The sequence below is a fragment of the Paenibacillus sp. P32E genome (genome assembly GCF_001909085.1).
Lineage (GTDB): Bacteria > Bacillota > Bacilli > Paenibacillales > Paenibacillaceae > Paenibacillus_AQ > Paenibacillus_AQ helianthi.
Map to the genome: position 1 here is coordinate 186,906 of NZ_LVYY01000076.1, position 24,171 is coordinate 211,076.

General features: G+C 48.9%; 25 protein-coding genes. 16 read left to right on the top strand and 9 right to left on the bottom strand.

Annotated elements, in window-relative coordinates:
- Positions 1-74 precede the first annotated feature (74 nt).
- The 5 genes from chvE to A3848_RS29680 all read left to right on the top strand — a co-directional run bounded on the left by chvE (position 75) and on the right by A3848_RS29680 (position 6,479).
- Entirely contained in the window at positions 75-1,169 is a 1,095-nt protein-coding gene (gene chvE / locus A3848_RS29660; RefSeq protein ID WP_074088623.1) for a multiple monosaccharide ABC transporter substrate-binding protein, read from the top strand.
- A gap of 105 nt (positions 1,170-1,274) precedes the next feature.
- A complete protein-coding gene (mmsA, locus tag A3848_RS29665) occupies positions 1,275-2,804 on the top strand; it encodes a multiple monosaccharide ABC transporter ATP-binding protein (protein WP_074088624.1) in 1,530 nt (509 codons plus the stop codon).
- Between the two features lie 6 nt (positions 2,805-2,810).
- Positions 2,811-3,974 (top strand): multiple monosaccharide ABC transporter permease, encoded by a 1,164-nt coding sequence (mmsB, locus tag A3848_RS29670; RefSeq protein WP_074088625.1) that lies wholly within the window; start codon positions 2,811-2,813, stop codon positions 3,972-3,974.
- 228 nt (positions 3,975-4,202) lie between these two features.
- A complete protein-coding gene (locus tag A3848_RS29675) occupies positions 4,203-4,871 on the top strand; it encodes a TraX family protein (protein ID WP_074088626.1) in 669 nt (222 codons plus the stop codon).
- Between the two features lie 90 nt (positions 4,872-4,961).
- Positions 4,962-6,479 carry a copper amine oxidase N-terminal domain-containing protein gene (locus A3848_RS29680; protein WP_083612451.1) on the top strand — a complete coding sequence of 506 codons (1,518 nt, stop codon included), beginning with the start codon at positions 4,962-4,964 and terminating at the stop codon, positions 6,477-6,479.
- A gap of 76 nt (positions 6,480-6,555) precedes the next feature.
- Here the strand turns inward: A3848_RS29680 and A3848_RS29685 are convergent, their stop codons facing one another.
- Positions 6,556-7,917 (bottom strand): metallophosphoesterase, encoded by a 1,362-nt coding sequence (locus A3848_RS29685; protein ID WP_178382104.1) that lies wholly within the window; start codon positions 7,915-7,917, stop codon positions 6,556-6,558.
- A 345-nt stretch (positions 7,918-8,262) separates the two neighbouring features.
- Here A3848_RS29685 and A3848_RS29690 point away from each other — a divergent pair, with 345 nt between their 5' ends.
- A complete protein-coding gene (locus A3848_RS29690; RefSeq protein WP_074088628.1) occupies positions 8,263-8,862 on the top strand; it encodes a nitroreductase family protein in 600 nt (199 codons plus the stop codon).
- Positions 8,863-8,986: 124 nt separating this feature from the next.
- Here A3848_RS29690 and A3848_RS29695 read toward each other — a convergent pair whose 3' ends face one another.
- Both A3848_RS29695 and A3848_RS29700 read right to left on the bottom strand, forming a co-directional pair.
- On the bottom strand, positions 8,987-10,201 hold the full coding sequence (locus A3848_RS29695; RefSeq protein ID WP_074088629.1) for a foldase protein PrsA: 1,215 nt from the start codon (positions 10,199-10,201) through the stop codon (positions 8,987-8,989).
- 217 nt (positions 10,202-10,418) lie between these two features.
- The gene (locus tag A3848_RS29700) at positions 10,419-10,754 is read right to left on the bottom strand and encodes a LytTR family transcriptional regulator DNA-binding domain-containing protein (RefSeq protein ID WP_074088630.1); all 336 of its coding nucleotides are present in this window, start codon (positions 10,752-10,754) and stop codon (positions 10,419-10,421) included.
- A 221-nt stretch (positions 10,755-10,975) separates the two neighbouring features.
- On the opposite strand from A3848_RS29700, the gene A3848_RS29705 reads away from it, so the two are divergent.
- Complete coding sequence (locus A3848_RS29705) at positions 10,976-12,088, top strand: lactonase family protein (RefSeq protein ID WP_074088631.1); 1,113 nt, start codon at positions 10,976-10,978, stop codon at positions 12,086-12,088.
- A 145-nt stretch (positions 12,089-12,233) separates the two neighbouring features.
- On the opposite strand, the gene hfq is transcribed toward A3848_RS29705, so the two are convergent.
- Positions 12,234-12,455, bottom strand: coding sequence for an RNA chaperone Hfq (hfq, locus tag A3848_RS29710; protein ID WP_074088632.1), 222 nt, complete (start codon positions 12,453-12,455; stop codon positions 12,234-12,236).
- Between the two features lie 110 nt (positions 12,456-12,565).
- On the opposite strand from hfq, the gene A3848_RS29715 reads away from it, so the two are divergent.
- Positions 12,566-13,222: a phosphatase PAP2 family protein gene (locus A3848_RS29715; protein ID WP_074088633.1), complete on the top strand. Its 657-nt coding sequence runs from the start codon at positions 12,566-12,568 to the stop codon at positions 13,220-13,222.
- 89 nt (positions 13,223-13,311) lie between these two features.
- Here A3848_RS29715 and A3848_RS29720 read toward each other — a convergent pair whose 3' ends face one another.
- Positions 13,312-13,797, bottom strand: a complete 486-nt coding sequence (locus tag A3848_RS29720; protein ID WP_074088634.1) for a hypothetical protein — start codon at positions 13,795-13,797, stop codon at positions 13,312-13,314.
- A gap of 285 nt (positions 13,798-14,082) precedes the next feature.
- Here A3848_RS29720 and A3848_RS29725 point away from each other — a divergent pair, with 285 nt between their 5' ends.
- Positions 14,083-15,114 (top strand): FUSC family protein, encoded by a 1,032-nt coding sequence (locus A3848_RS29725; protein ID WP_074088635.1) that lies wholly within the window; start codon positions 14,083-14,085, stop codon positions 15,112-15,114.
- Between the two features lie 270 nt (positions 15,115-15,384).
- Entirely contained in the window at positions 15,385-17,742 is a 2,358-nt protein-coding gene (gene helD / locus A3848_RS29730) for an RNA polymerase recycling motor HelD (protein WP_074088636.1), read from the top strand.
- Between the two features lie 122 nt (positions 17,743-17,864).
- On the opposite strand, the gene A3848_RS29735 is transcribed toward helD, so the two are convergent.
- The 3 genes from A3848_RS29735 to fsa all read right to left on the bottom strand — a co-directional run bounded on the left by A3848_RS29735 (position 17,865) and on the right by fsa (position 20,319).
- Positions 17,865-19,085: an MFS transporter gene (locus A3848_RS29735; protein WP_074088637.1), complete on the bottom strand. Its 1,221-nt coding sequence runs from the start codon at positions 19,083-19,085 to the stop codon at positions 17,865-17,867.
- 12 nt (positions 19,086-19,097) lie between these two features.
- Entirely contained in the window at positions 19,098-19,541 is a 444-nt protein-coding gene (locus A3848_RS29740) for a MarR family winged helix-turn-helix transcriptional regulator (RefSeq protein ID WP_074088638.1), read from the bottom strand.
- Between the two features lie 130 nt (positions 19,542-19,671).
- Complete coding sequence (gene fsa / locus A3848_RS29745) at positions 19,672-20,319, bottom strand: fructose-6-phosphate aldolase (protein WP_074088639.1); 648 nt, start codon at positions 20,317-20,319, stop codon at positions 19,672-19,674.
- A 230-nt stretch (positions 20,320-20,549) separates the two neighbouring features.
- On the opposite strand from fsa, the gene A3848_RS29750 reads away from it, so the two are divergent.
- The 3 genes from A3848_RS29750 (at position 20,550) to A3848_RS29760 (ending at position 22,128) form a co-directional block, all read left to right on the top strand.
- Positions 20,550-21,017, top strand: coding sequence for a hypothetical protein (locus tag A3848_RS29750; RefSeq protein WP_074088640.1), 468 nt, complete (start codon positions 20,550-20,552; stop codon positions 21,015-21,017).
- Positions 21,001-21,555 (top strand): macro domain-containing protein, encoded by a 555-nt coding sequence (locus tag A3848_RS29755; protein ID WP_074088641.1) that lies wholly within the window; start codon positions 21,001-21,003, stop codon positions 21,553-21,555. Before A3848_RS29750 ends, A3848_RS29755 begins: the two co-directional genes overlap by 17 nt.
- A gap of 96 nt (positions 21,556-21,651) precedes the next feature.
- On the top strand, positions 21,652-22,128 hold the full coding sequence (locus A3848_RS29760; protein ID WP_083606644.1) for a GNAT family N-acetyltransferase: 477 nt from the start codon (positions 21,652-21,654) through the stop codon (positions 22,126-22,128).
- Between the two features lie 7 nt (positions 22,129-22,135).
- On the opposite strand, the gene A3848_RS29765 is transcribed toward A3848_RS29760, so the two are convergent.
- On the bottom strand, positions 22,136-22,333 hold the full coding sequence (locus A3848_RS29765; protein WP_074088642.1) for a hypothetical protein: 198 nt from the start codon (positions 22,331-22,333) through the stop codon (positions 22,136-22,138).
- Positions 22,334-22,413: 80 nt separating this feature from the next.
- Between A3848_RS29765 and rpiA the strand changes: the two genes are divergently transcribed.
- From rpiA to A3848_RS29780, 3 genes are all read left to right on the top strand, one after another.
- A complete protein-coding gene (gene rpiA / locus A3848_RS29770) occupies positions 22,414-23,094 on the top strand; it encodes a ribose-5-phosphate isomerase RpiA (protein ID WP_143192485.1) in 681 nt (226 codons plus the stop codon).
- A 46-nt stretch (positions 23,095-23,140) separates the two neighbouring features.
- Positions 23,141-23,587 (top strand): VanZ family protein, encoded by a 447-nt coding sequence (locus tag A3848_RS29775; RefSeq protein ID WP_074088694.1) that lies wholly within the window; start codon positions 23,141-23,143, stop codon positions 23,585-23,587.
- 62 nt (positions 23,588-23,649) lie between these two features.
- Positions 23,650-24,090 (top strand): GNAT family N-acetyltransferase, encoded by a 441-nt coding sequence (locus tag A3848_RS29780; protein ID WP_074088644.1) that lies wholly within the window; start codon positions 23,650-23,652, stop codon positions 24,088-24,090.
- The last annotated feature ends 81 nt before the right edge of the window (positions 24,091-24,171 follow it).

Here is a 24,171-nt window from a genome sequence, read left to right on the forward strand (position 1 = left end):
CCCCTTGCTATACTCAACTTGTCAGACGGGCAGACTGCCCGGGACAACAGAATAGTTCAGGGGGTAGCGCAGATATGAAAAAGTATTCATTACTCATGCTGGCATTGGCACTTGTACTGGTTTTATCCGCTTGCGGCAATAACGGAGGGAACAGCTCCGGCGGCAGTTCGGAAGGAACGAAGGGTAAGGTGGGCATCGCGATGCCGACGAAGTCCTCTGAGCGCTGGGTGAACGATGGCAATAACATGGTAAAAGAATTTAAGAGTCTGGGTTACGGTACGGATCTGCAGTACGCGGAGGATGTTGTTGAGAACCAGGTATCTCAAATCGAGAATATGATTACCAAAGGCGTGAAGGCCATTGTTATTGCTTCGATTGACGGTGAAGCCCTGACGGATGTCCTGCAAAAAGCGCATGATGCTAACGTGAAGATCATTGCCTATGACCGTCTGATCAAGAAAAGCGAATTTGTGGACTATTATGCTACCTTCGACAATTTCAAAGTCGGTGTGCTGCAGGGCTCTTACATTGAAGAGAAGCTGGGCCTGAAAGAAGGCAAGGGCCCGTTTAACATTGAACTTTTCGGCGGTTCACCGGATGATAACAACGCCTACTTTTTCTTTGACGGAGCCATGTCGATCCTGAAGCCTTACATTGATTCCGGCAAGCTGGTTGTCCGCAGTAAGCAGATTACAATGGATCAGGTAGCTACATTGCGCTGGGATGGGGCAGCTGCTCAAGCCCGGATGGATAATCTGCTGAGTGCCAATTATGCCAGCGATAACCTGGATGCTGTCCTGTCCCCTTACGATGGCATCACCATTGGCATTCTTTCCTCACTGAAAGGCGTGGGCTACGGTTCGGGCGACAAGAAGCTTCCGGTTGTTACCGGGCAGGACGCCGAGCTTGCCTCCGTTAAGTCGATTCTGGCCGGAGAGCAGACACAGACAGTATTCAAGGATACCCGCGAGCTGGCCAAAAAAGCGGTAGAGATGACGGAAAGTGTACTGAACGGCACGGAAGCGGAAGTCAATGATACCACCACTTATAATAATGGAGTCAAAATTGTACCGTCCTATCTGTTGGAGCCTGTATCTGTAGATGCTTCCAATGTAGATAAAGTGCTGGTCGACGGCGGCTACTATACCAAAGAACAGCTCGGCAAATAACCGGTTGCGAATGCTTTTAGCGGGGAATGCGGCGGCAGTTCTTAAAGAGGCTGCCAGCCGCAACAACCGCTGCCACAGTCTTAATGGAAAGCTGGGTGAGAGGCAATGAACGAAATTATTCTGGAAATGAAGGGCATTACCAAAACCTTTCCCGGTGTCAAGGCACTGTCCAACGTGAACCTGAAGGTCAAAGCCGGAGAGATTCACGCGCTCTGCGGAGAGAACGGGGCCGGGAAATCCACCCTGATGAAGGTACTGAGTGGAGTCTATCCGCATGGAACGTATGAAGGGGATATTTTATTTCAAGGACAGGTCTCCCAATTCAAGGATATTAAGGATAGTGAAAGCCTGGGGATTGTCATTATTCATCAGGAGCTGGCTCTGATTCCGTATCTGTCCATCTCGGAGAACATTTTTCTCGGCAATGAGCAGGCAAGTCGCGGGGTGATTAACTGGAATGCAACGACGGTGAAAACCAAGGAGCTGCTTCAGACCGTTGGTCTCAGCGAGTCGCCGTTCACCCGGGTATCGACGATCGGTGTAGGCAAGCAGCAGCTTGTGGAAATCGCCAAGGCGTTGTCCAAAGAGGTGAAGCTGCTCATACTCGACGAACCGACAGCAGCACTGAATGAAGATGACAGTGAAAACCTGCTTACACTGATTCTGGAGCTGAAAAAGCGCGGGATTGCTTCAATTATCATTTCCCACAAACTGAATGAAATTGAGAAGGTGGCAGACTCTGTGACCATTCTACGGGATGGGCAGACGATTCGCACTTTGGATATGAAGCAGGATGAGGTTACCGAGGACGTCATTATTAAAGGCATGGTGGGCCGTGATCTGACCAACCGTTATCCGGAGCGGACGCCGGACCTGGGTGAGACCATTTTCGAAATCCGCGACTGGGAAGTCTACCATCCGACTCAGGCGGGCCGCAAAATGCTTGACAAGATCAACCTCCATATCCGGCGCGGGGAAGTGGTAGGCATAGCCGGACTCATGGGAGCGGGGCGGACGGAGCTGGCAATGAGTGTGTTCGGCAAATCGTATGGCAGACGGATCAGCGGCCAGCTATTCATGCATGGCAAAGAGGTTCATCTGAACGATATCAACAAAGCGATCGATAGCGGATTGGCCTATGTAACGGAAGACCGTAAGCATTATGGATTGATTTTGATCGACGACATCAAACGGAATATTTCGCTTAGCAGCTTGAAGAAACTGTCCCGCCGGGGTGTCATTAATGAGAACGAGGAAGTGCTGGTCGCTGAGGAATACCGCAGGAAGCTGAACATCAAGACGCCAAGCATTTTACAGAAAACGGTGAATCTCAGCGGAGGCAATCAGCAAAAGGTTGTCCTCAGTAAATGGATCTACGCCCAGCCGGATATCCTCATTCTTGATGAGCCTACACGTGGAATCGATGTGGGAGCCAAATATGAAATTTACTCCATCATTAATGGGCTGGCGGCAGAGGGCAAAGGGGTGCTGGTCATCTCGTCTGAGCTGCCGGAGATTATCGGGATGTGTGACCGGATTTATACCATGTGCGAAGGCCGCATCAGCGGCGAGGTAGAACGGCAGGATGCATCACAAGAGCTGCTGATGAAATATATGACACGAAGCAGGGGGTAGCACGTCATGGGAGCGATTAGTGAAATTTTTAAAAAGAATATCCGCCAATACGGCATGATCATTGCTTTGATCTTTATCTCGATTTTCTTTCAAATTCTTACAGACGGTATTCTGCTCAAGCCGCTTAATGTAACCAATCTGATCCTGCAGAACAGCTATATTCTGGTGTTGGCAATCGGGATGGTGCTTGTGATCATCACTGGACATATCGACCTTTCAGTAGGCTCCGTAGCCGCTTTTATCGGGGCACTGTCAGCGATTATGATGGTGGATATGCATATGAACCCGGTGCTGGCGGTTATTCTTTCGCTGCTGATGGGGGCACTGGTTGGAGCCTGGCAGGGCTTCTGGGTCGCCTATATCAAAATTCCTGCGTTTATCGTAACACTGGCGGGGATGCTGCTGTTCAGGGGGCTGACGATGATTGTGCTCAATGGCCAGTCCATTGCGCCTTTCCCCAAAACTTTTCAAAAGATCAGCTCGGGGTTCATCCCGGATTTCTTTGGCGGCAGCTCGCTGAATGTCCTGACACTAGTTGTGGGAGTTGTACTTTCCGTGCTGGTCGTGTACCAGGAGTTCCGGAACCGGAAAATCTCTATAAAATACGGCTTTGAGCAAACCTCTGTCTGGCTGTCCGTTGCCAAGGCTGCAGCGCTTGTGATTGTCATTAACCTGTTCTCCTATGTCATTGCCCAATATAACGGGATTCCGAACATTCTGGTGATCTTGATGGTGTTGATCGTCATCTATTCCTTCGTTATGAATCATATGACGATGGGACGGCATATCTATGCTCTTGGTGGCAATGAGAAGGCAGCCAGTCTCTCCGGTGTCAAAACTAAACGTGTCACCTTCTGGGTATTCGTCAATATGGGCGTGCTTGCAGCCCTGTCCGGTCTGGTGTTTGCAGCACGTCTGAATTCGGCGACACCAAAAGCCGGCACCAACTTCGAGCTGGACGCCATCGCGGCCTGCTTCATCGGAGGAGCATCTGCTTCAGGCGGGATAGGAACAGTGGTGGGCGCCATTATCGGCGGCCTGGTCATGGGCGTTATGAACAACGGTATGTCACTCATCGGCCTCGGCGTCGATTGGCAGCAGGGCATTAAGGGTCTAGTGCTGCTGCTGGCAGTAGGCTTTGATATTTACAATAAATCGAAGACCTCATAAGCGAAGCGGGCAGACTTGATAGAAAGAAAAGAATAGGGGAACCGTTCCTGGTATTCCAAGGGAGGGTTCTTTTTTTTATCGGGTAGTTAAAATTGGAAGTACTTTCTTAGTAAAAAGCTTACACCTCTGCTATAATGTTCTCAGTACACGGTTGGAAAGAGGACAGTTCCATGATCATTCATCGAAGAAGTCATAGTTATCCCTTAATCATTCAACTGGAGGCTTCAGATGCAGATTCTCGCGATGGTGACCATGCTGATTGATCATATCGGCTACATTTTTTTTCCGGGGGAGATGGCCTGGAGATATGTGGGGAGAATTGCTTTTCCAATATACTGCTACGCGCTGGTGCAAGGGCATATACATACATCATCAAGACCCCGTTATTTGCGCCGGCTGCTGTGGATTGCGCTGTTCGCTCAGATTCCCTATAATCTGGCGCTTGATCCGGGCGGGTGGAATGTCGTATTTACCTTGCTGCTGTCTGCGGCAGTGTTGTTTATTCTGGATAAGCTGCCAAACCTCTGGTACGGCATTCCTGTAGTGATTCTTGCTTTTGTTCTCATGGACCGGCTGCCGCTGGATTATAACGCCTATGGTCTGCTGCTGGTGCTGATCTTCCGTTATGCCCGTTCCTACTGGCTGATTCTGGCCCATTTCGTGTTGAATGGCGTGTATCTGTTCTATTATGGCTGGCGGGTGCAAATGTTCAGCGTCGTGCCTACCATTCTCATAGTAACGGCCCCTGGTTTCTGGAGGCTTCTGGAGAACAAACGGTTGCCGCGCTGGATTTGGTGGTCATTTTATCCGGCCCATCTGGCTTTGCTTGCTCTAGTGAAGATTCTGTTTTTTCAGGAATGGGTATTTATAGAATGGCGGAGTCTGTTTACAATATAATCCTGTTACCGGATACACCCTATATCACCCGATCCTCCCTCTTTAGAGTTGATGGATATAGATTGCAAATATAACTAGAGGAGACATGCTATGAAGAAAATGAAAGCAAGAACCAAATGGTTACTCCCGATTCTCGCAGTGCTGCTGATTCTGGCGGGTTGCCAGAATGTGGCAGGATTTGATGTCAACAAGGCGCTTCTGGGAGATCTGGATGTAAAATCTTCTGAATCCAGCACCACCTTGTCACTGAAGGCAGTGCCTGCCGCAGGAATTAGCGCGGAAGATAAAGAAATGGTAGATCTCATCAATTCTTTCTCCTTGAACCTTAGCAGCATGAAGCTTCAGGACAATGGCAACGTATCTGCGGCCGGAGTTGTAGGCTATAAGCAATTATCTATTCCTTTTACATTCTTTATGGATAAAGAGGCTGTTGTCTTTACCGCAGAAGGTGCCAAACAGCCATTCTACTACCCGATTAAAGGGTATGAGGAATCCATGGGCATTCAAGGGCTTGACCAGAACAAGGCACAGGAGATTTCCAAGCTGTTGACCTCGTTCGTGGTGAAGAATCTGCCGAATCCCGGCGCGATTAGCGTAGCCTCTGTAAATGAATCTGTATATGGTGAACAGCTGAATTTAACTAAGCTACATACGGAGATTACCGGCGACGAGATGCCGGCGCTTGTGAAGAGCTTCCTGAAATCCATTTCCAAGGATACTGAGGGCTTTACCAATTTCATCAGCGGTCTCTATGATTATCTGTACCCGCTCCTGGAAGCGAATGGTGTAGGCGCAGATGAACTCAGCGATCTGGGTCTGGGTGAAATTCCTCTGGAAAACAAGGAAGGTGTAGTGACTGTGGCGCATGATGCGGCCAAATTGGCTGTAGATGCACTTCTGCTTGTCTATGATAAACAGTTGGATAATCTTTATGCTTCAACACCGGAACTGAAAACCATCCTCAGCAAAGAGACCAAGCTGAATATCGATATGTTTGTGGATAGCGGATTCCATGTGCGCAAGCAGAATATCAATCTCTTCGTCGCATTGCCGGCAAGTAGGGACCTGCCTCTTCAGAGCATTTCCCTCAAAATGGATACGCAAACCTGGAATGTGAATGGTGCAGTAACTGCTAATCCGATCTCGACAAAGGGAGCGTTGGATTTGTCTTCTGCCGAGCTTACTCCGGGGCAGACACTCCGAAGCTTTGAACCAGGTTCAGATGTATATAACATGCTCAAGAATGATTTGAATATCACTGCGAAATCTCTGATGATTGCACCGGATGATGATTACTATTATCCGATTGTTGAAGGAAACACCACTTATGTGCCACTGCGGTATCTGGCAGAAGATATGGATGCTGTAGTCGAGTGGGATGGGGCTAACCGCGCCATCAATGTTACCGATGACGTCTACGGAGATAAGCTGGTATTCAAAATCGGCTCTGACAAGGTTCTGATCAACGGAAAGACAGTGAAGCTTGCCCAGCCGGTATTCGTGGACGAATACGGTGATGCTTATGTACCGCTTCGTCTGCTGGCAGAAGCGCTTCATGCCAAGGTAGAAAAAGATGAAGATGGTTACATCTACATTGACCGTCCGTAAACAAACATTAACAACAAAAAGCCGGAATCTCTTATACAAGAGGTTCCGGTTTTTTGTTGTGCCACGCCGTGATGTTTCAATTACTCAATGATTTGGGTTGGGTCAATACCATGTCAAGCGAGACATTGCTGAGTACTTTATCCTCAGCCATACTCTGTATATAACCGGACATGAAGCCGCCATCCATGCCCATCCACAGTTTATAACCCGGCATGGACTTGATCTCATCCAAAGCATTGGCAGCAGTTCCGGCGAAATAATTCACGTTCAGCCGGGCCATCACTTTAGCCATCGATTGTTTTTCACTTTCGCTGAAGGTGGAGTCTTTGAGGCGGGCCATCGCCTTGTTATACGATTGCCGGGCGAATACCCCCTCGGCGTAGCTTTTAAAGGCCAGTAAATGGGGATCGGTATTTCCATTAGCCTTGGCCCAGCCTTCAACATCTACTGCTGCAGTGTGATAGGTTACAGCCCTGGTTACAGGATCAAAGCTCATTGCACCATATTGATGCGGGTTCACGGCCATGGCACTGGTAGCAATATCATAGACTGGAGTGTCTCTGGAGTCAGTCGTACCGTCTGGATCGCGTGCGATATCCTGCATGTGGATATGCCCGGACAATACCAGATTAAGCCCGTCCTTACGAAGTGTCTTCATGGTTTCCTGACTGTTGTTAAGCTTGAATCCCGACACAGACATGGAGGTATGGCTGAGAAGGTTATGATGCATCACCGTAATGATCGAGGCCTGTTTCTCAGCTGCCAGCTTCGCGCATTCATCCATCCAGGAGAGGGTAGAAGGGAGGATGCGGCCGTCCGTCTGGGGAAATCCGTAGCTTTCATTGTTGGCATATTGGCTGCTGTCGATCATCAGTAGATATAGCCCCGGTGCCGCTTGAACGAGGTAGCTTAGGCTGTCCTTGTCACGGGAGATTGCTTCACTATAGCCAAAATCAGAATACAGCTCTGTAAAATCCCCCGGAGTGATATGCTCCGCAACGATCTGTTTGTCCGCTTTGAACGATCTCGCCCAGGGATTATTCAAGTCGTGATTACCAGGAATGACATAGACATCGGTGCCTGATGCTTCCACACGTTTCAACTTCTCCGCCAGCTTCTTATGGCTGCTTGCTTCCCCGTTATTGGTAAGATCACCACTAAGAATCAAAAATTCCGGCTTCTTCTGCTGCGCGTCATAGACGAGGGCTTCCATTAGTTCATCGCTATAAGGCAGGATTTTCCCGTCTCCGCCGTTCACGTAGGCCTGAAAGGCTTCTCCGCCATCCTGAAGGTCCTTATCGAGATAATGGGTATCTGTAGCCACCCAGAACGATACAGGGTCTGTTGCGTTCTCAGCAGCAGCTACGCTGGATTCCGCAGCATTCCCTAATGGCAATGGAGTGTCTTTACAGCTCGCGAGAATGAAGCTGGCAGCCATGAGCATGGTAAGTGTATATAGATTTGTTTTTTTTGAAGAAAATATCCGTTTATTGTTGTGGATTTTCATTATATCAATCAACCTTCCTTCTGCACTTTTGCTGAATTATTGTAGCCTATTTGGTGCAGAATTGTATATCGAAAAGTGAGTAACTGTTACTTAATCTTCAGATTGGAGTATAGAAAGTAGGGGAGCGCGCATAATTTTGCACAAGAACTGCGACAATAAGGGGTGGCATGAAGAATCAGGCAAAAGGAAAAAGTTGTGAATGGGTATTGTTTTTTCGGAATTAAAGTGTTAAGATTTAAAAAAGTAAGTAACTAAATAAATGGAGGTATTTATATCATGTCTAAGAACTTTTTTGAAGCAGTAAAAGGCAGACGATCCATCTATGCAATCAGCAAAGAATCCCCGATTTCCGATGCACAGATTCAAGAGATTGTAGAAGCGGCCGTTCTACATAGCCCAACTTCTTTTAACTCCCAGAGCTCAAGAGCGGTAGTACTGCTTGGAGATAAGCACGATAAGGTGTGGGATATTACAGCGGATACCCTGCGCAAAATTGTACCAACAGAACAATTTGAAGGTACTGCACAGAAATTGTCCTCTTTCAAAGCTGGCTACGGTACAGTATTGTTCTTTGAAGATCAGGCAGTAGTGAAGCATCTGCAAGAGAACTTTGCCCTTTACGCTGAGAATTTCCCGATTTGGTCAAACCAGTCCTCCGGAATTCTACAATTCGTAGTTTGGACTGCATTTGCTGATGCAGGTCTTGGAGCTTCCTTGCAGCACTATAACCCTTTAATTGATGATGAAGTAAAAGCAACCTTTGATATTCCGGCAGACTGGAAGCTTATTGCTCAAATGCCTTTCGGTAAAACCGTTAACGCACCGGGTGAAAAAGAATTCCAGCCGATTGAAGAGCGCGTAAAAGTAATTAAATAAGGGAATGTAACTTGAAGAACCAGTAACACTTATCAGTTTGTACGAATTGAAAAAAAGAGGACGGCGGAAGCGCCTGTCCTCTTTTTGAAGTGGTTCTAGTTCGGCTATACGGGAGTAATTCCCCTTACTTTGTAGTCGGAGCTTCTGTTGCAGGAGCTGCGCTGGCATCAGGAGCCGCGCTTGTAGCAGGAGATGCGGATGCTTTAGCTTTGGCATCAGTCAGTGTATTCGTAATCTTGGCAGCTGCAGTCAGATCCTGAAGCCAAGTGGAAGACATTTCGGATACCTTTTTAGCTTTTAGGGTTTTGGTGATTTCTTCTTTCTTCTCGGCAAGCGTGTATTCATGAGCTTCTTTACGGTCAGTTACTTTAATAACATGGTAGCCGTATTGAGTTTTGACAGCGCCGCTGGTTTCACCAACCTTGAGCTTGAAGGCAGCATCTGCGAATTCAGCGACCATATCGCCTTTCTTGAAGAAGTTAAGATCGCCGCCTTTATCCTTGGAGCCAGTATCAGCTGATTTCTCTTTCGCGAGTGTGGCAAAATCCGCGCCATCTTTCAGCTGTTTCACAATGGCATCCGCTTCTTCTTTGGTTTTTACTAGAATATGGGAAGCCCGGACTTGTTCTTCCTGGTTAAAGGAAGCTTTATTTTCATTGTAGTATTTGGAAATTTCATCATCAGTGACAGTTACTTTAGGCTCAACCAGCTTGCGGATTTTAACTTGCAGCGGCATTTGCTTTTTCAGATCGTCCAGCGTCATCGAACTTTGCTGCAAAGCGTTCTTGAGTCCCTCTTCACCACCGAACTGTGTCTTCAGGTCTTCAATCTCAGCAGTGATGTCGGCATCGGTAACTGTAATGTTAGCCTTTTTGGCCTCCTGGTCAACAAGCGTGGTGGTGATCAGGTTCTGCAGAGTGGCTGCCCCGCCGGCTTCAACCAGCTTGTCGTAGAGCTCAGCTTTGGAAATATCGGTACCATTGACGGATGCAACAGCTACTTTGCTGTCATCCTTCTGGAATGGCTGCACGATGAGAACAACAATAAGGGCTGCAGCGAGGACAAGCGATGCGATCATCCAGCCCTTGCCGCCTTTAGCAGATGGGGTGGAAGGAGGTGTTCCATCGCCGACTTTGTTCATAACCGGAACATTGGCAGCGCTGTCAGGTGCGTCCTTCTCTTCGAATACTTCTGCCGCTTCCTGCGCGCTTACGGGTTCCAATTCAGGAACTGAAGCGGATTCTTCTCCTAATCCTTCATTGATACCGGAAGTGCTGTTATCTTCCGTCGATCCATTGTTGTCCAGATGTTCATTCTCATTGAAATCCTTTTTGTCCATTATAATTAATGACTCCCTTCAATATAGGTGTTGCCTGTCTTTCTACAACTTTACCAGAAATCAGGATTCCAAACCTTAAGAAAGTATAAAAAAGCTGATTTACTTTTTAAGTTTCTCTTAAGATACAAGGAAAAAGCCGGAGCGTCATGGGTATCTCCATGCGTTTCCGGCTTTTGGTAGGCTCCGTATTTTTTTCCTGCGGCGGATATGTAACCGCTTAAGAGCTGAGGCTTTTCAGCAGATGGCGTATGCTTTCCTGTTTGCGTCTTGGCACGCGGACAGTCTTGGCGTACAGACCCATCTCTCCGAAATAAATACTGTCGTCTTCGATGGAGCTGATCTTGTTAAGATTGACGTAACAGCCCCCATACACATGGTAATAACTTGGATTAGATAACAAACGGTTAAGCTGCTCGGCAGTCATTCTCTTTTTAATATTATAGTTTCTGCCGTGAAAAATGACCAAATCATGGTCCCCGACCTTAAAGAACAGAATGTCCGTTTCCACCTCGAAGTCCTCATACACATTTCTGGCTTCCAGCAGGCTGCTCATTCATGTTCCCCCTTTATACAAAATTAAAACTCAATGTTAGCGCTTTCATTATAACATAACGTTTTACCCTTGAGAAGCCTTATTTTTAAAATGTTTTATGACATTTTTAGCTTGCGATTTGTCATAGACGCTGAAAAAATGTAAATTAATAAGATGGCTACAGTGAAATTGGGCTGTAATGGCCCACAATATGGATGAACCATTTGAGGAGGATTACCGAGATGAAAGACAATACTAGACTGCTGCTGTTTACCGGTTCCTACGCAAGCGCTGAAGAAAGCGGGGTTCAGGTATATGAATTGGATAGAGCAGCGGGAGGCACGCTTGCACTGGTGGATAAGGTACAGGGTATAACAAACCCGACCTTTGTTAATGTAAATGCTGCTGAAGGACGGCTGTATGCCATTGGAGAAAAGTTCAATGGAGAGGGGGGCAAGGAAGGGGAAGTGGTTTCTTTTTCCATTGACCCGCAGTCCGGCAAGCTCACCGAATTGGACCGCATTTCGACCATGCCAGCCACAGGCAGCAATCAAACCACAACTTGCCATATCTCAAGAGATTCTCAAAGTGAGTATATTATAGTGTGCAGCTATCACGGAGGACTGGTGGGACTGGTGACTCTGGATCAGCAAAGTCTGCCGGTCCGGCTGGAGGATACCGCAGTACATACGGGACAAGGAAAGATGCATGGGCAGGACAAGCCTCACCCGCATTCCGCAATCTTCAGTCCGGATGAGAAATTCCTGTTCGTTTCCGATCTTGGACTTGATGTGATTCGTAAGTACCAGATTAACCATGACACCCGGACGCTGGAAGCAAAAGGAGATACCCTACTTCATGATGGAGCCGGACCGCGTCATTTCGTTTTTCATCCGGACGGTAAATCCGCCTATGTTATCAATGAGTTGGATAGCACAGTTACTTCTTTTCTTTATGATAATACAGCCGGTACGCTTCAAACGGTTGCCACCATTTCTACACTGCCTGATGGCTACCCGTCTGCAGACAATAGCTGTGCCGAAATCGCTTTGTCCGCAGACGGACTCTATTTGTACGGATCAAACCGCGGGCATGACAGTATTGTGGTGTATGCCGTTGATCCTGCAACCGCCAGGCTTACACTGGTGGAGCATGTATCCACCCATGGCGGGCATCCCCGCCATTTCGCCCTAACCCCTGACGGCGCTTACCTGATCGCTGCGAATCGTGATGGCAATAATCTGGTTGTATTCAGCGTTGACCGTGTAAGCGGAAGACTTATCTTCACGGGCAATACAGCTGAGGTATCCAAACCGGTGTGTGTAAAACCTGCTTATTTCCCGGTGATGATATAACTCCCGGAGAACCCGGCTCTGTGACAAATACAAGGATGATGTACATGGTTAGTTCTTTAGATCCTTATATTTTAAGCAAAAGGAACACCGGAGCTGCTTGCTCCGGTGTTCCTTTTGAAAAGAAGGTTCCGTGGAAAAATATTTCTTATTTTAGCGAAACAGGCTTCAGCGGCACAATGGTGGAAACAGCCGATTTGAACAGTACATTCTGTCTACCGTCACCCTGGCCCTGCAAAGTGATGGTGTAAGCGTCATAGGAGGTTACATATCCTTGCATTTTAACTCCATTGGTTGTAAAGATTGTCACGGGAACCTTGGTTGAAATGCACTGGTTCAACAAACGTTCCTGTAATTTCAGAGTTTCCACTTCGGCAGCACTCCATCTTTTTTTGAATTGTTTTCCAGGACATTATACCACGGGTAAGACCTTCACTGGAAATGGGAATGCTAAGCTTTAGATTAGACAAGGGGGTAGTTATGCTGCAATTTCTATACGGATCCAGAGGTTTTCGGGGTTTTTTATGGTTTCTGCTAGCTTTTGCTGTGATCGCTGTGTTTGTGAAGCTGGACAGGATCTCAGGTTTTGATATCTCGATTATACATGCTGTACAATCAGCGGAGATCCCGGTGCTCACTTCGCTTGCCAAAGGATTATCCCTGGTGGGCTCCTCAAAAATTGCAATCGGTATTTCGCTGCTGACCATGATGCTGTTGTTTTTTGTACTGAAGCATAGGATGGAATTGCTTTTGTTCCTCGTAGTCGGCTTAGGCTCACAGATGCTGAACACCTGGATGAAACTTTGGTTTCACCGGGAGCGCCCGAACATCCACCGGTTAATTGAACAAGCGGGATACAGCTTCCCGAGCGGACACTCTATGGCGGCGTTTTCACTCTATGGTGTGCTTGCGTACCTGCTATGGAAGCATATGAGGGGCGGAACCGAGCAGGTACTGTTGATTCTGTTCACTGTACTTATAACTGGAGGTATTGGCTGGAGCCGTGTCTATTTGGGCGTGCACTACCCAAGCGATGTTATTGGAGGATATGCTGCCAGCGGGGCTTGGCTGATGTTGTGCATTACCTGTTTTGAGGCGTTCCGGAATTCACGGAAGCAGAGGCAGCAGCACCGATGAAAAATGCGGATTCCCATTAACGCTCACCTGGGAATCCGCATTTGGCGGCATGACCGCTTTTACCAGTTATCCTTGGCTCGCAATGAGTTTCAGGGCTTTTTAGACTCCTGAAAATGAGCGGTGCGACTGATACTCAGCTTCAGTAGTGCCGGTAAGCTGGCTTTCAGCTTATTCGCCTCTTCCCGGGTTACCTGGCCGTTTGTAATCGAAGCTTCCAGCTTCAGGCTTGCCGCTTCACTTAGCTTTTGGATATATTGATCCTCGGTCCATCCTTTTTTCTCCCGGGCTAGAGCATACAGGGTTTTTCCCGCTCTCAGGCTGCGGATTAACTCGGCACGGTCCATCTCCAGTAACTTGGATGTCTCATTGATGATGAAATGTCCGCCTCCGGCTCTGAAACCTTTGTCCATATGCGGGGCATGGGGATGCGGTTGTGCTTTCTCAGCATGAACCGCCGAATCCGGTGTAGCGGAGGGAGTTCTTCCGGTTGTATTTTCGGCAAAAGCGGCGGCCGGAACCAAGCAGAGGAGTAGCGCTGCTGTGAAAGCTGTGATTTTTTTGACATTCTTGCTCATGGTTTCACCTCGGCTGTTATTTGTGGGACTGCTGTAACCAGTATTCCCCGAATGCTGAAAGAATCCTGAAGGCTGCCTTAAGACATACTAAAATTCGCCAGCCTGCATCCTGGGTAATAATGTCTGTACTAATAGAGATGAACCAAAGCGGATCAGGATATACATATTTGTACGTAGTGATATCGATGAAGTAACGCTTACAAAACTTTAGCGTATGCTTTCGAAGCGAGTTTTGACGTAGTGATATCGATGAAGTAAGCTCACAAAACTTTAGGAGGGATGGATTTGGCTTTTGGCGCCCGCATACTCAAAACCGGATTGGCAGTAACACTTGCCCTCTATCTGTCCGCTCTATTGCACTTCACTTCCCCCGTGGGCGCGGCGATTGCAGCGATATTCGCCATGCAACCCTCCATCTACAGATCCTGGCGGTACTTTCTGGATCAGATTCAGACGAGTACTATGGGGGCGGTTCTGGCGCTGCTGGGTGGAATGCTGCTGTCCAACGAACCGATTGCTGTCGGTCTGGTATGTATTCTCGTGATTATGATCAGTATGAAAATGAACCGGGCCGATACGATCGGTCTGACCCTGGTAACTGTAATCTCAGTCATGGAGGCCTCGGGGCAGTGGGATTTTGCCTTAACCCGTTTTTTGCTCACGCTGACCGGTATTATTTCAGCATTCATTATTAATATCGCTGTATTTCCTCCGCAGCCGCGGAAGCAGTATATCCAGCAGATTGAAAATGTATTCGGCAGCTTGTCGCTGCTGCTGCGGACGGCGGTGTCTCATGAAATGAAGGAGAGCGTCTTCCGCGATGAGAAAAATGCGCTGGAAGGCTCGATCCGGTCACTAGCCGACAAATACACTTTGTTTGAGGAGGAGCAAAAGCAGCTTCGCAGGGCTAAATACAGCCAGACCCGGCAAATGGTCGTCTACAAGAATCTGCTGGCTTCACTGCAGAAAGGGTTTGAGGTGCTGGAGGCGGTGGAACGGCATTATTTTCAGGCCGAACGTACAGAGCTTACAGATGAGTTATTCGACCATCATTTGGAGCAGCTGATCAAGTACCATGAGACAATTTTGCTCAAATTCGAAGACAAACTAAAGCCGGGAGCGACCGATATTGCCCCGCTCGGCGGGGATAACGACCGTTTCCTGCAAGCAGCCATCAACGGCTATGATGCCCGGAAAAACGGACAGCTGAGATTGTCTGTTGTGGCAGCAGCGATCTATGACTATGGGTACCAGTTGGAGCGTCTGGATAAAGTGGCGGACCAGATCAACCGGCTTTCAGGGGATGAAAAGGAATAGTTCGCCATTCCGCATGGATATGCCTATGTTGACCACCCATCTGATAATGGAGCATACTTTATAGTGTTCAGCATGTAAGGTTAACTAGTCTAGACAGAGCAAAAAGATCCGGCCCCTAGTGGGACCGGATCATCAAAGACTTGATTAAGTGTGATGCAGTTGATACAATAAAAAGATATGGGAAAATCGTTTGCGATAAAACATAAATGCGCAACTTAATTATAACATGGGTAAGGGTGAATGTCAACCTTCCAAAGGGGATGAATTGCAATGGAGAAACATGATAGTGAATGGAAAGAAGAGCAGGAAAGGGTTAACGGGATTACGAAGCTGTTGTCAGCCCATATCCGGCGGTTATCCGAGGAACTCGGACTTCATCGCAGTGATGTCGTCGATATGCGTAAGGACTTCTGGGAAGAGGTTACGGTGAATTTCAGCAGCCCGGATGACCTCGGGGAAACCTCAACAAGTCTGCGGCAGCAGGCCCAAATTCTGAACGAACGTGAGCGCCATCATCTACAGTCAAGCAAAGCGCTTAAAAAATATAGAAAGCTGGTTGTATCTCCCTATTTCGGCCGGATTGATTTCAAGGAGACACCTGAAGCCGGGACAGAGCAGATTTATCTGGGCATCGGCTCACTTATGGAGGATAACGGCACTTTCCTGATTTACGACTGGCGCGCACCCATCTCCAGCCTTTACTATGACGGGGCTCCCGGGCCGGCAGCCTATGAAACGCCAGGCGGGCTAATCTCCGGAACGATGGAGTTGAAGCGCCAGTTCGTCATCGATGACGGTACGATAGAAGTCATGTTTGATACAGGTGTAACCATCGGCGACGAGCTGCTTCAGCAGGTACTCAGCCACAGTGCTGACGACCGGATGAAGAGTATCGTAGCGACGATTCAGAAGGAGCAGAATGCCATCATCCGCAATGACCGGAGCCGGATGCTGGTCGTTCAAGGGGCAGCGGGCAGCGGTAAAACCTCAGCCGCATTACAGCGCGTAGCCTATCTGCTCTATAAATACCGTGAAGTACTGCAGGCAGACCAAATGCTGCTCTTCTCGCCCAATCCGCTTTTTAACAGCTATGTCTCCACTGTGCTCCCGGAACTGGGTGAAGAAAACATGCAGCAGACCACCTTCCAAATGTACCTGGAGCACCGGCTGGGCCAGGAGTTTGAGCTGGAGGACGTCTTCAATCAGACAGAAAGCCTGCTGAATGCCCCTGAAGGACCAGAGGCGGCCACTCGAAGAGCGGGAATCGCCTATAAATCCTCTGTGACCTTTCTGGATGTGATCCGGCGTTATGTCAATCTTCTGGAGCATGAAGGGATGCTGTTTAAGCCGCTTGTATTTCAAGGCCGGGCAGTTGTGAGCAAGGAAGAGATGGAGCGCAAGTTCTACAGCTTTGATTCCAGCATTAAACTGGCGAACCGTATCGATCTTATGACAGGCTGGCTGCTCAAAAAAATCGCTGCGTTCAGTGTGGAAGAACGGGAGTCGCAATGGGTAGAGGATCAGATTGAGTTAATGGATTCCAGCGACTATCAGCGGGCCTACAATATGCTTCGCCGCAAGGGCGGCGGCCAGAATGACAGCTTTGATGATTTCGATATGGAGAAAACCTCGCTCGCCAGATTCATCGTCAGTCAGCGTCTGAAGCCGCTACGCGGCTGGACCAAACGCGGAAGATTCGTAGATGTGAAGGGGCTGTACAGCCTGCTTTTTGCAGACCGTGGATTAATGGAGCGTCTGAGCAGCAGTCAGAAGCTTCCTGATGTCTGGGACAACATCTGCCGGCAGACGATAACATCAATGCACCAGAACGAGCTTGCCTATGAAGATGCCACACCTTTTCTGTATCTGAAGGAACTGAGCCAGGGTTTCCGTACGAACACACTGATCCGCCATGTGATTGTAGATGAGGTGCAGGATTACTCTCCTTTCCAGCTGGAGTTCATGCGGCGACTGTTCCCGCGGGCCAAAATGACAGTGCTCGGCGATCTGAATCAGGCGATTTATGCCCAAGGTGAGGTACTGGGAGATCTGGGTGGACTGGTCAGCATCTATGGGGAGGAGAACACAGAGGTGATCTCATTGACCCGCAGCTACCGTTCCACCTATGAGATCGTTGAGTTTACGCGTTCGATGATTCCCGGAGGGGAAAAGATCGTTCCTTTCAACCGCCGGGGAGAATCACCACAGCTGACCGTTGTGGACAACGAGGAGGGGCTGCTGGCTTCAGTAGAACGGGATGTACTGAATCTGCATTCCATGGGCTATCATTATGTAGCGGTCATCTGCAAGACAGCGGAAGAGAGTGCCAAGGTTCATGCCGAGCTACAGGACAGACTTCCGGTAAGACTGGTTACAAAGGATACGCCCAATTTTCAAAGAGGAACACTGGTACTCCCCGCCTACCTGGCCAAAGGTGTAGAATTCGATGCCGTGATCATTTACGACGGCTCTGAAGCTAAATATGGCCGGGAAAGTGAACGCAAGCTGTTCTATACCGCATGTACCCGGGCGATGCATTTGCTGCATATCTACAGTCTGGGCCAGCCCAATCACTTCCTGCCTGCTGAGGTTCGTGAGTCTGTGACCGCCGGGGCTTCACAGAGCTAAACGCAGGAATACAAATACAGTGCAAAGACCGCCTCCAAAAATTGATATTTGGAAGGCGGTCTTTTTCTGAATATTCCTCAGAGTGGTCTTAAGTGTCCTCGGTGGAGCATCTATGGCAATACCTATTTGGCTGCTGGGTGGCTTATGGAAGGTTCTTGCGCAAAGCTCCTGCGTTTATAACGTGAAGTAAGGAGTATCACAGTATAGATCAACAGCAATAAAAGCGGGGCAAGGGTTGAATAACGGTACATGACAGCATAGCTGGTATACAGTGCAACCGAACCGAGAATTAGGGAGCCAAGTGCTACACCCAGATCCAGTGAGTTGAAGAACATACCGTTAGCCATCCCGCGCTGGCGGGGCTCTACCGATTGAATCATCCAGGTCTGCAGTGCAGGCTGCATCGAGCCAAACCCTATTCCATAACAAATTGCGGCCGGAAAAAGGGCGCCTGTTGAAGAAGCGAAAGAAAGCAGCAGCAATCCTGCGATAATGAATAGACTTCCCGGAATAAGCAGGGCTGGAGGACCGAAACGGTCATAGATTTTACCGGACAGAGGTCTTACAACCACAATGGCAACGGCATTGAACAGGAAGAAGTAAGCGATATGATCCAGATGGATTTCCGCACCAAATAAAGCCAAAAATCCCAGCAGGCCTCCATATGAGACGGCTAGCAGGAAATTAAGCACGCAGGGTACGAATAGTCTGCGGAAGGCTCCGCCCTTAAGTTCCGATACCGGTGCTCTTACCGGTTCCTTATGATGTGCAGGCAGCTTCGTGGTCAAACGGTAGCCGAGTGGCACAATCAGGGCCAGCACTGCTGCTGTGCAGATAAGCAGCGAACCGAAGCCGGGTCCCTGCAGCAGGCTGAGCCCGATCAGCGGGCCGACTGACATCGCCAGACTCGTAGAGAGGCCGAAATACCCCATACCTTCGCCCATTCGCCGGATCGGGATCACATCAGAGGCCATTGTCGGGAATGCGGTGCTGGCCATGCCGAAGCCAACCCCGAACAGCATCCGGAGGAGCAAGAGAGCAAGAATGCTTCCTGCCCAGTAGTAGCCAATCACCGCAGCAAGGGAAACAGCCAGTCCAAGGAAGATCAGCAGATTGCGGCCGCCCTTCTCCATAGCCTTTGCGGAGAAGAGGCGTGAGGCAATGGCGCTTAGTGCGAATAGACTGGTTACAAGACTGACTTGTACGGAAGAAGCGTGGAGTGTTCCTTCGGCATACGCAGGGAGGGTGGAGAGGGTCATTTGCAGACCCATGAACAACATTAAGTTACAGATTGTGAGAATAATAAAAGACGGGGTCCATAATCGCTCAGATGTATGATTCAAAACGGGTTTCTCCTATTCTTTAAGCGTATTTCCGGTGTTGTCATAGATCAGCTCCAGCATGGAGCGGAGGTCTTCCAGCTGCTCTGGGCGGAGTCCATTAACAGCTGTTGTAATCATCTGTTGCTCTAGAGAAACCGTTCGCTCAATCAATGACTTGCCTGTCTCAGTCGCATAGAGCTGGAAGGCACGCCGGTCGGTGGGGCTCATGGTCTTGTGTATGAACCCTTTCTTCTGCAGCAGTTCTACAATGCGGGCGGTAGTCGGCTGGTCCTTGGCGGCCGCAGTGGCAACCTCTTTCTGGTTAATGCCTTCACGGTTACAGATCATCAGCAGGATAGACCACTGCTCCGGAGTGATGTCATAAGGCTTAAGGACACGGGCAAATGCATTGGATATCCTCCGGTGTGTAGAGCCGAGAAGAAATCCGAGGAAATCTTGTGGTGAAGAAAAGGGCATGATTACTCATCCTTTCACAAATACTTGTCATAACAATTATATTCAAGACATCTATATATGTCAATGTACAACAAAAAAGCCTCTCCCCGCATCTGCGGAAAAAGGCTGGTAATGTATTGGTAATGGGTGCTTAGACTTGCGGAACTTTCTCCCAGTCTTTCAGGAAACGCTCGATACCGCTGTCGGTCAGTGGATGCTTCCAGAGAGAAGGCAGGAGGGAGCCCGGAATAGTTGCAATGTGCGCACCTGCAATTGCTGCCTGCTCCACATGTGCAATGTTGCGGATACTTGCAGCGATGATTTCCGACTGAAGTCCGTAGTTGGTCAGGATGGTCTTCAAATCCGAGATCAGCTTCATGCCGTCAACACCGATATCATCCAGACGTCCAACAAACGGGCTGATATAGGTTGCGCCGGCTTTGGCGGCCATCAGTCCCTGGGCTGCCGAGAAGATGAGGGTTACGTTCGTTTTAATGCCTTTTTTGGTTAATTCATAACAAGCTTCCAGACCATCTTCAGTCATCGGCAGCTTGATAACCACGTTAGGTGCCCATTCAGCGATTTCGTAAGCTTCCTTCAACATTTCTTCGGCTTTCAGACCGATGACCTCAGCGCTGACAGGGCCTGGTACAATCGCAACGATTTCTTTGATAACATCTTTGAACAGTCTGCCTTCTTTGGCGATAAGCGACGGATTTGTCGTTACGCCATCCACTAATCCGAGGCGGGTAATACGTTTGATTTCTTCAATATTTCCGGTATCCAAGAAAAATTTCATTTCGTGGTATCCTCCCTTGGTTTGATATGGATTGACAAACATTTTTGCACCACTTCATTATGAATCATGCTACTGGAAGATTCAACTGTTAATATGAATATTTCAAAATAACTTTATAGAATTCCAGGTAAAATGTTAATTCAGCGCGCTGTGCCCATTCCCTGACACGTTCGTCACGTGATAATATAGAAGCGGTGTTGCCCATATCGCCGAAAGGGCAGGTGTCAGATATGTTTATAGTATATGCAGGGGTTGTCGCCTTTCTTTTATTTGCTGCCGGAATCATTGCTTTCCAGAACAGCAGGCTGGTTGCCCAGCAGGAAGCGGATGAATCTGCAGGACGCATCAGCAGCTTAATGTATTCTGTCTATCATCAGTCCTTTTCATACAATGATGAGCGGCCGGAAGCGGTTCCTTTGTTTCAATTTAGCGTTCGTTCACTTCTGGAGGGGCAGCTTGCAGGCGGAGAAGTCGACAAGACGATAGCCCTGTGCCGGGTTCCTGCAGGAGGCGGGGAAATGGCACTCTCTGACGCTCAGAGCTGGATGCTGGGCAATATCCGGCAGTCTTCTCTGCGGGGCGAGCAGATCCAGGCGGATTCTTTTACGGACAACGCATTGAGCAATGGGGAGAAAGAGATGATCCTCCGTTTGGAATCGGCTGTGAAGGAGGAGACCGCAGATGCAAATCATCATTAACCATGTAGCCATTTCCACCCGGCAGGGTGACATTACCGCCTGGCAGGGAGACATGATTGTAAATGCTTCGAATTCGGGCCTTTTTGGCGGTGGTGGCGTGGACGGCGCGATTCACCGGGCTGGCGGACCGCAAATAGCTGAGGCATGTGCAGAGATCCGTCACAAGCAAGGCGGTATCCTTCCAGGTGAAGCTGCGGTGACCAATGCGGGAAATCTGCCTTTCCTGGGGATCATACATACGGTAGGGCCGATATGGAAAGGCGGAGCTGCGGGAGAAGCTGCAATTCTGGCCAAATGCTATTCGAGCAGTCTGGAGGCAGCCTGTAGACGGGGGGCGGTTAGTGTTGCTTTTCCCAACATCAGCACTGGGGTCTACACTTTCCCCAAAGTCCTGGCTTGCCAGATTGCGCTGAATTCTGTCATTGAGTATATACAGGAACGCGATTCCGGTGGACTGCCGCTGAAACGGATAGAATTCATCTGCTATGAGAAGGATAATGCCCAATTATACGAGGAAATGCTTCATGTCTTTGCCTGAATTGCGTTATCACGTTCCTGTGCTAATATGAAAATCACAAGCTGCAACTATATAGATAAAAGTACATTCCAATAGGATGAGAGTGAGGAATCATAAATGTGTTCTAATATTGGAGTGAACTTTGTTGTAGTTGATCCCGAGAATAAGGATTTGAGGGCGTTAATTGACCGTCTGGATGTTGAACTGAAATCAAGGTATCCGCATGAGACGATCTACGTAGTGGACTTCTCTGACCCCAAGGTGCGGGAAATGACCTTCGTGGTGGCATATGCCGGGGACAAGCCGGTAGGCTGCGGGGGCCTGCGTCCACTGGCTGAAGATTCTTCCAGTATGGAACTCAAGCGGTTCTATGTAGATCCGGATACCCGCCAGCAAGGGATAGCAAACCGTATGCTGCTGGATTTGGAACAAAGGGCTGCAGCAGCGGGCTGCAGAGAAATCCGGCTGGAGACAGGCATCAAGCAGCCGGAAGCCATTGCGCTGTATGAGAAGAACGGCTACCGGCCCATTGATTTGTTTGGACCCTATATTGGTGATCCTGACAGTCTTTGTTACGGCAAAATTTTGTCTTAATCCAAGTTTATGCGTGGTACTTGCCGGCCGGTGCATCCAGCACCCACTCCAGCATCAGGATCATATCCTCAACCCGGCTCAGCTGGGCATTCAGCGGTTCCCGCTGGGGGCTGCCATCCGGCAGCGGTGTCAGCCGGGATTCCACGGATCTTTTCTGCAGGGTCAATTCGTTAATTTTGGATTGGATCTGATGTTCGGTTCTCATGCTGGGAGCCTCCTGGCGGTGATGATTTGATGGTACTTCAAAACTATTATAACGGATACATGGGGGTATTAAAAATGAGTATCAATGTGAAGCAGCTAGCGGCAGAAAAGGCAGTAGAGTATGTAAAGGACGGAATGAAGGTCGGACTCGGAACAGGTTCTACAGCTTACTGGGCCATCCGGAAGCTCGGTGAGCGGGTAAAGGAAGGGCTGCAGATCACTGCCGTTGCCACTTCGGTTGCCTCAGAGAAACAGGCACGTGAGCTCGGGATCCCTCTGGTCGGTTTCGGCGATATCGGGAGTCTTGATCTCACCATCGACGGTGCGGATGAGCTGAACCATGATCTGGAGCTCATTAAGGGCGGCGGAGGTGCGCTGCTTCGTGAGAAGATCGTAGCCCGCAATAGTACACGGATGATTGTGGTGGCTGACGAGAGCAAAGCTGTTCATACGCTAGGTAAATTTCCATTGCCGGTGGAGATCGTTCCATTTGCCTGGGAGTGGACCGTGGCTGCGCTGGCCAAGCTGGGCTGCACACCAGAGCTCCGGCGGAGCGGGGATGCCCTGTACAAGACTGACAACGGAAATTACATTGCGGATTGCCGTTTCGGGTCTATTGCTTCAGCTGCTGAACTCGCGGATTCCCTTCAGAATATTACAGGGGTAGTGGAACATGGCCTCTTTATTGGCATCGCCGCTGTGGCGATTGTCGGCAAACCGGACGGGAGCATTGAAGTCATTGAGCGCGGGCAAGGCGAGTAACAAAGGTAAGCACAGCAGCACCGGCCAGAGCAGCAGGAAAAGGCACATGCCACCGCAAGCGGAGGGAATAGCCAAGGCGCTCCTCATGATTCTGTTTATTGGATATAGTGCCGCCCTGGTATACTGGATGTTCCTTGGATTTGGACGAACGGTTCACACCGACGGGCCTTTCCGGTATAACCTGGAGCTGTTTCGTACTATAAAGTTGTATTTTGATCTAGAGAACGGAGTTTCTGTGACAGGAAGGGTTATCAATATACTGGGCAATGTAATTGTATTTGCGCCATTTGGGTTTCTGCTGCCGTTGCTGAAGCGGAATTTGCACGCTGTCATTCGGCTGCTCGTGGTCTCGGCAGCGGGCATACTGCTCTTAGAAACCATGCAAATGCTGCTGCGCGCCGGCAGCTTCGATATTGATGATGTGCTGCTGAACCTTGTGGGAGTATTAAGCGGGTACATCTTGCTTCGGATTGTGTATTTTAGAAGAAAGTAAAAATGTAATCATAGGCTCTTATAGCAGGATTAGGTGAAAGTACGGAGAGGAGAACAAAACAAATGCTGATTAATTTGAAGCAGCGTATCGATACAGAAGAAGTAAAGGAGCTGCTGGCTTATGCTGTGATTGATGAACCGGATGCGCTCTGGCGTACAACGGTGGAATATGGTAGTAAGGCGGGTCTTCAGCTCTGCGGCTGGGAAGAGGAAGGATTGCTTGTAGGACTGGTAGGCTTTGAGGAGACCGAAGATGGTTCGCTGGAAATCCGTCATATTGCCGTGCTCCCGGAGAACCGGGGCAAAGGCTATGCGCGGGGAATCATTCTGGAGCTGCTGGCGGTCCGTAATCCGCGGTATCTGCTGGCTGAGACGGAGGATGAGATTGCCGCAGACTTTTACCGGAATCTAGGCTTTATGGTCTACAGTCTTGGGGAGAATCCCGCAGGTATTGAAATGTTCCGCTGTGTGTATGAAGTTGAAGAAGCTGAGGATGAGGAGTAATCCTGCGGACTGCATCCGTATTTTCCAAAATATAAGGATTTTATGTTTCATGCTGTTTAGGCAGCATGGGTGTAAGCCATT

What these genes read in the sequence shown, in the direction of transcription:
- chvE (WP_074088623.1), top strand. Translation starts at nt 75, where the DNA reads ATGAAAAAGTATTCATTACTCATGCTGGCATTGGCACTTGTACTGGTT.
- mmsA (WP_074088624.1), top strand. Translation starts at nt 1,275, where the DNA reads ATGAACGAAATTATTCTGGAAATGAAGGGCATTACCAAAACCTTTCCC.
- mmsB (WP_074088625.1), top strand. Translation starts at nt 2,811, where the DNA reads ATGGGAGCGATTAGTGAAATTTTTAAAAAGAATATCCGCCAATACGGC.
- A3848_RS29675 (WP_074088626.1), top strand. Translation starts at nt 4,203, where the DNA reads ATGCAGATTCTCGCGATGGTGACCATGCTGATTGATCATATCGGCTAC.
- A3848_RS29680 (WP_083612451.1), top strand. Translation starts at nt 4,962, where the DNA reads ATGAAGAAAATGAAAGCAAGAACCAAATGGTTACTCCCGATTCTCGCA.
- A3848_RS29685 (WP_178382104.1), bottom strand. Translation starts at nt 7,917, where the DNA reads ATGGCTGCCAGCTTCATTCTCGCGAGCTGTAAAGACACTCCATTGCCA.
- A3848_RS29690 (WP_074088628.1), top strand. Translation starts at nt 8,263, where the DNA reads ATGTCTAAGAACTTTTTTGAAGCAGTAAAAGGCAGACGATCCATCTAT.
- A3848_RS29695 (WP_074088629.1), bottom strand. Translation starts at nt 10,201, where the DNA reads ATGGACAAAAAGGATTTCAATGAGAATGAACATCTGGACAACAATGGA.
- A3848_RS29700 (WP_074088630.1), bottom strand. Translation starts at nt 10,754, where the DNA reads ATGAGCAGCCTGCTGGAAGCCAGAAATGTGTATGAGGACTTCGAGGTG.
- A3848_RS29705 (WP_074088631.1), top strand. Translation starts at nt 10,976, where the DNA reads ATGAAAGACAATACTAGACTGCTGCTGTTTACCGGTTCCTACGCAAGC.
- A3848_RS29715 (WP_074088633.1), top strand. Translation starts at nt 12,566, where the DNA reads ATGCTGCAATTTCTATACGGATCCAGAGGTTTTCGGGGTTTTTTATGG.
- A3848_RS29720 (WP_074088634.1), bottom strand. Translation starts at nt 13,797, where the DNA reads ATGAGCAAGAATGTCAAAAAAATCACAGCTTTCACAGCAGCGCTACTC.
- helD (WP_074088636.1), top strand. Translation starts at nt 15,385, where the DNA reads ATGGAGAAACATGATAGTGAATGGAAAGAAGAGCAGGAAAGGGTTAAC.
- A3848_RS29740 (WP_074088638.1), bottom strand. Translation starts at nt 19,541, where the DNA reads ATGCCCTTTTCTTCACCACAAGATTTCCTCGGATTTCTTCTCGGCTCT.
- fsa (WP_074088639.1), bottom strand. Translation starts at nt 20,319, where the DNA reads ATGAAATTTTTCTTGGATACCGGAAATATTGAAGAAATCAAACGTATT.
- A3848_RS29750 (WP_074088640.1), top strand. Translation starts at nt 20,550, where the DNA reads ATGTTTATAGTATATGCAGGGGTTGTCGCCTTTCTTTTATTTGCTGCC.
- A3848_RS29755 (WP_074088641.1), top strand. Translation starts at nt 21,001, where the DNA reads ATGCAAATCATCATTAACCATGTAGCCATTTCCACCCGGCAGGGTGAC.
- A3848_RS29760 (WP_083606644.1), top strand. Translation starts at nt 21,652, where the DNA reads ATGTGTTCTAATATTGGAGTGAACTTTGTTGTAGTTGATCCCGAGAAT.
- A3848_RS29765 (WP_074088642.1), bottom strand. Translation starts at nt 22,333, where the DNA reads ATGAGAACCGAACATCAGATCCAATCCAAAATTAACGAATTGACCCTG.
- A3848_RS29775 (WP_074088694.1), top strand. Translation starts at nt 23,141, where the DNA reads ATGCCACCGCAAGCGGAGGGAATAGCCAAGGCGCTCCTCATGATTCTG.
- A3848_RS29780 (WP_074088644.1), top strand. Translation starts at nt 23,650, where the DNA reads ATGCTGATTAATTTGAAGCAGCGTATCGATACAGAAGAAGTAAAGGAG.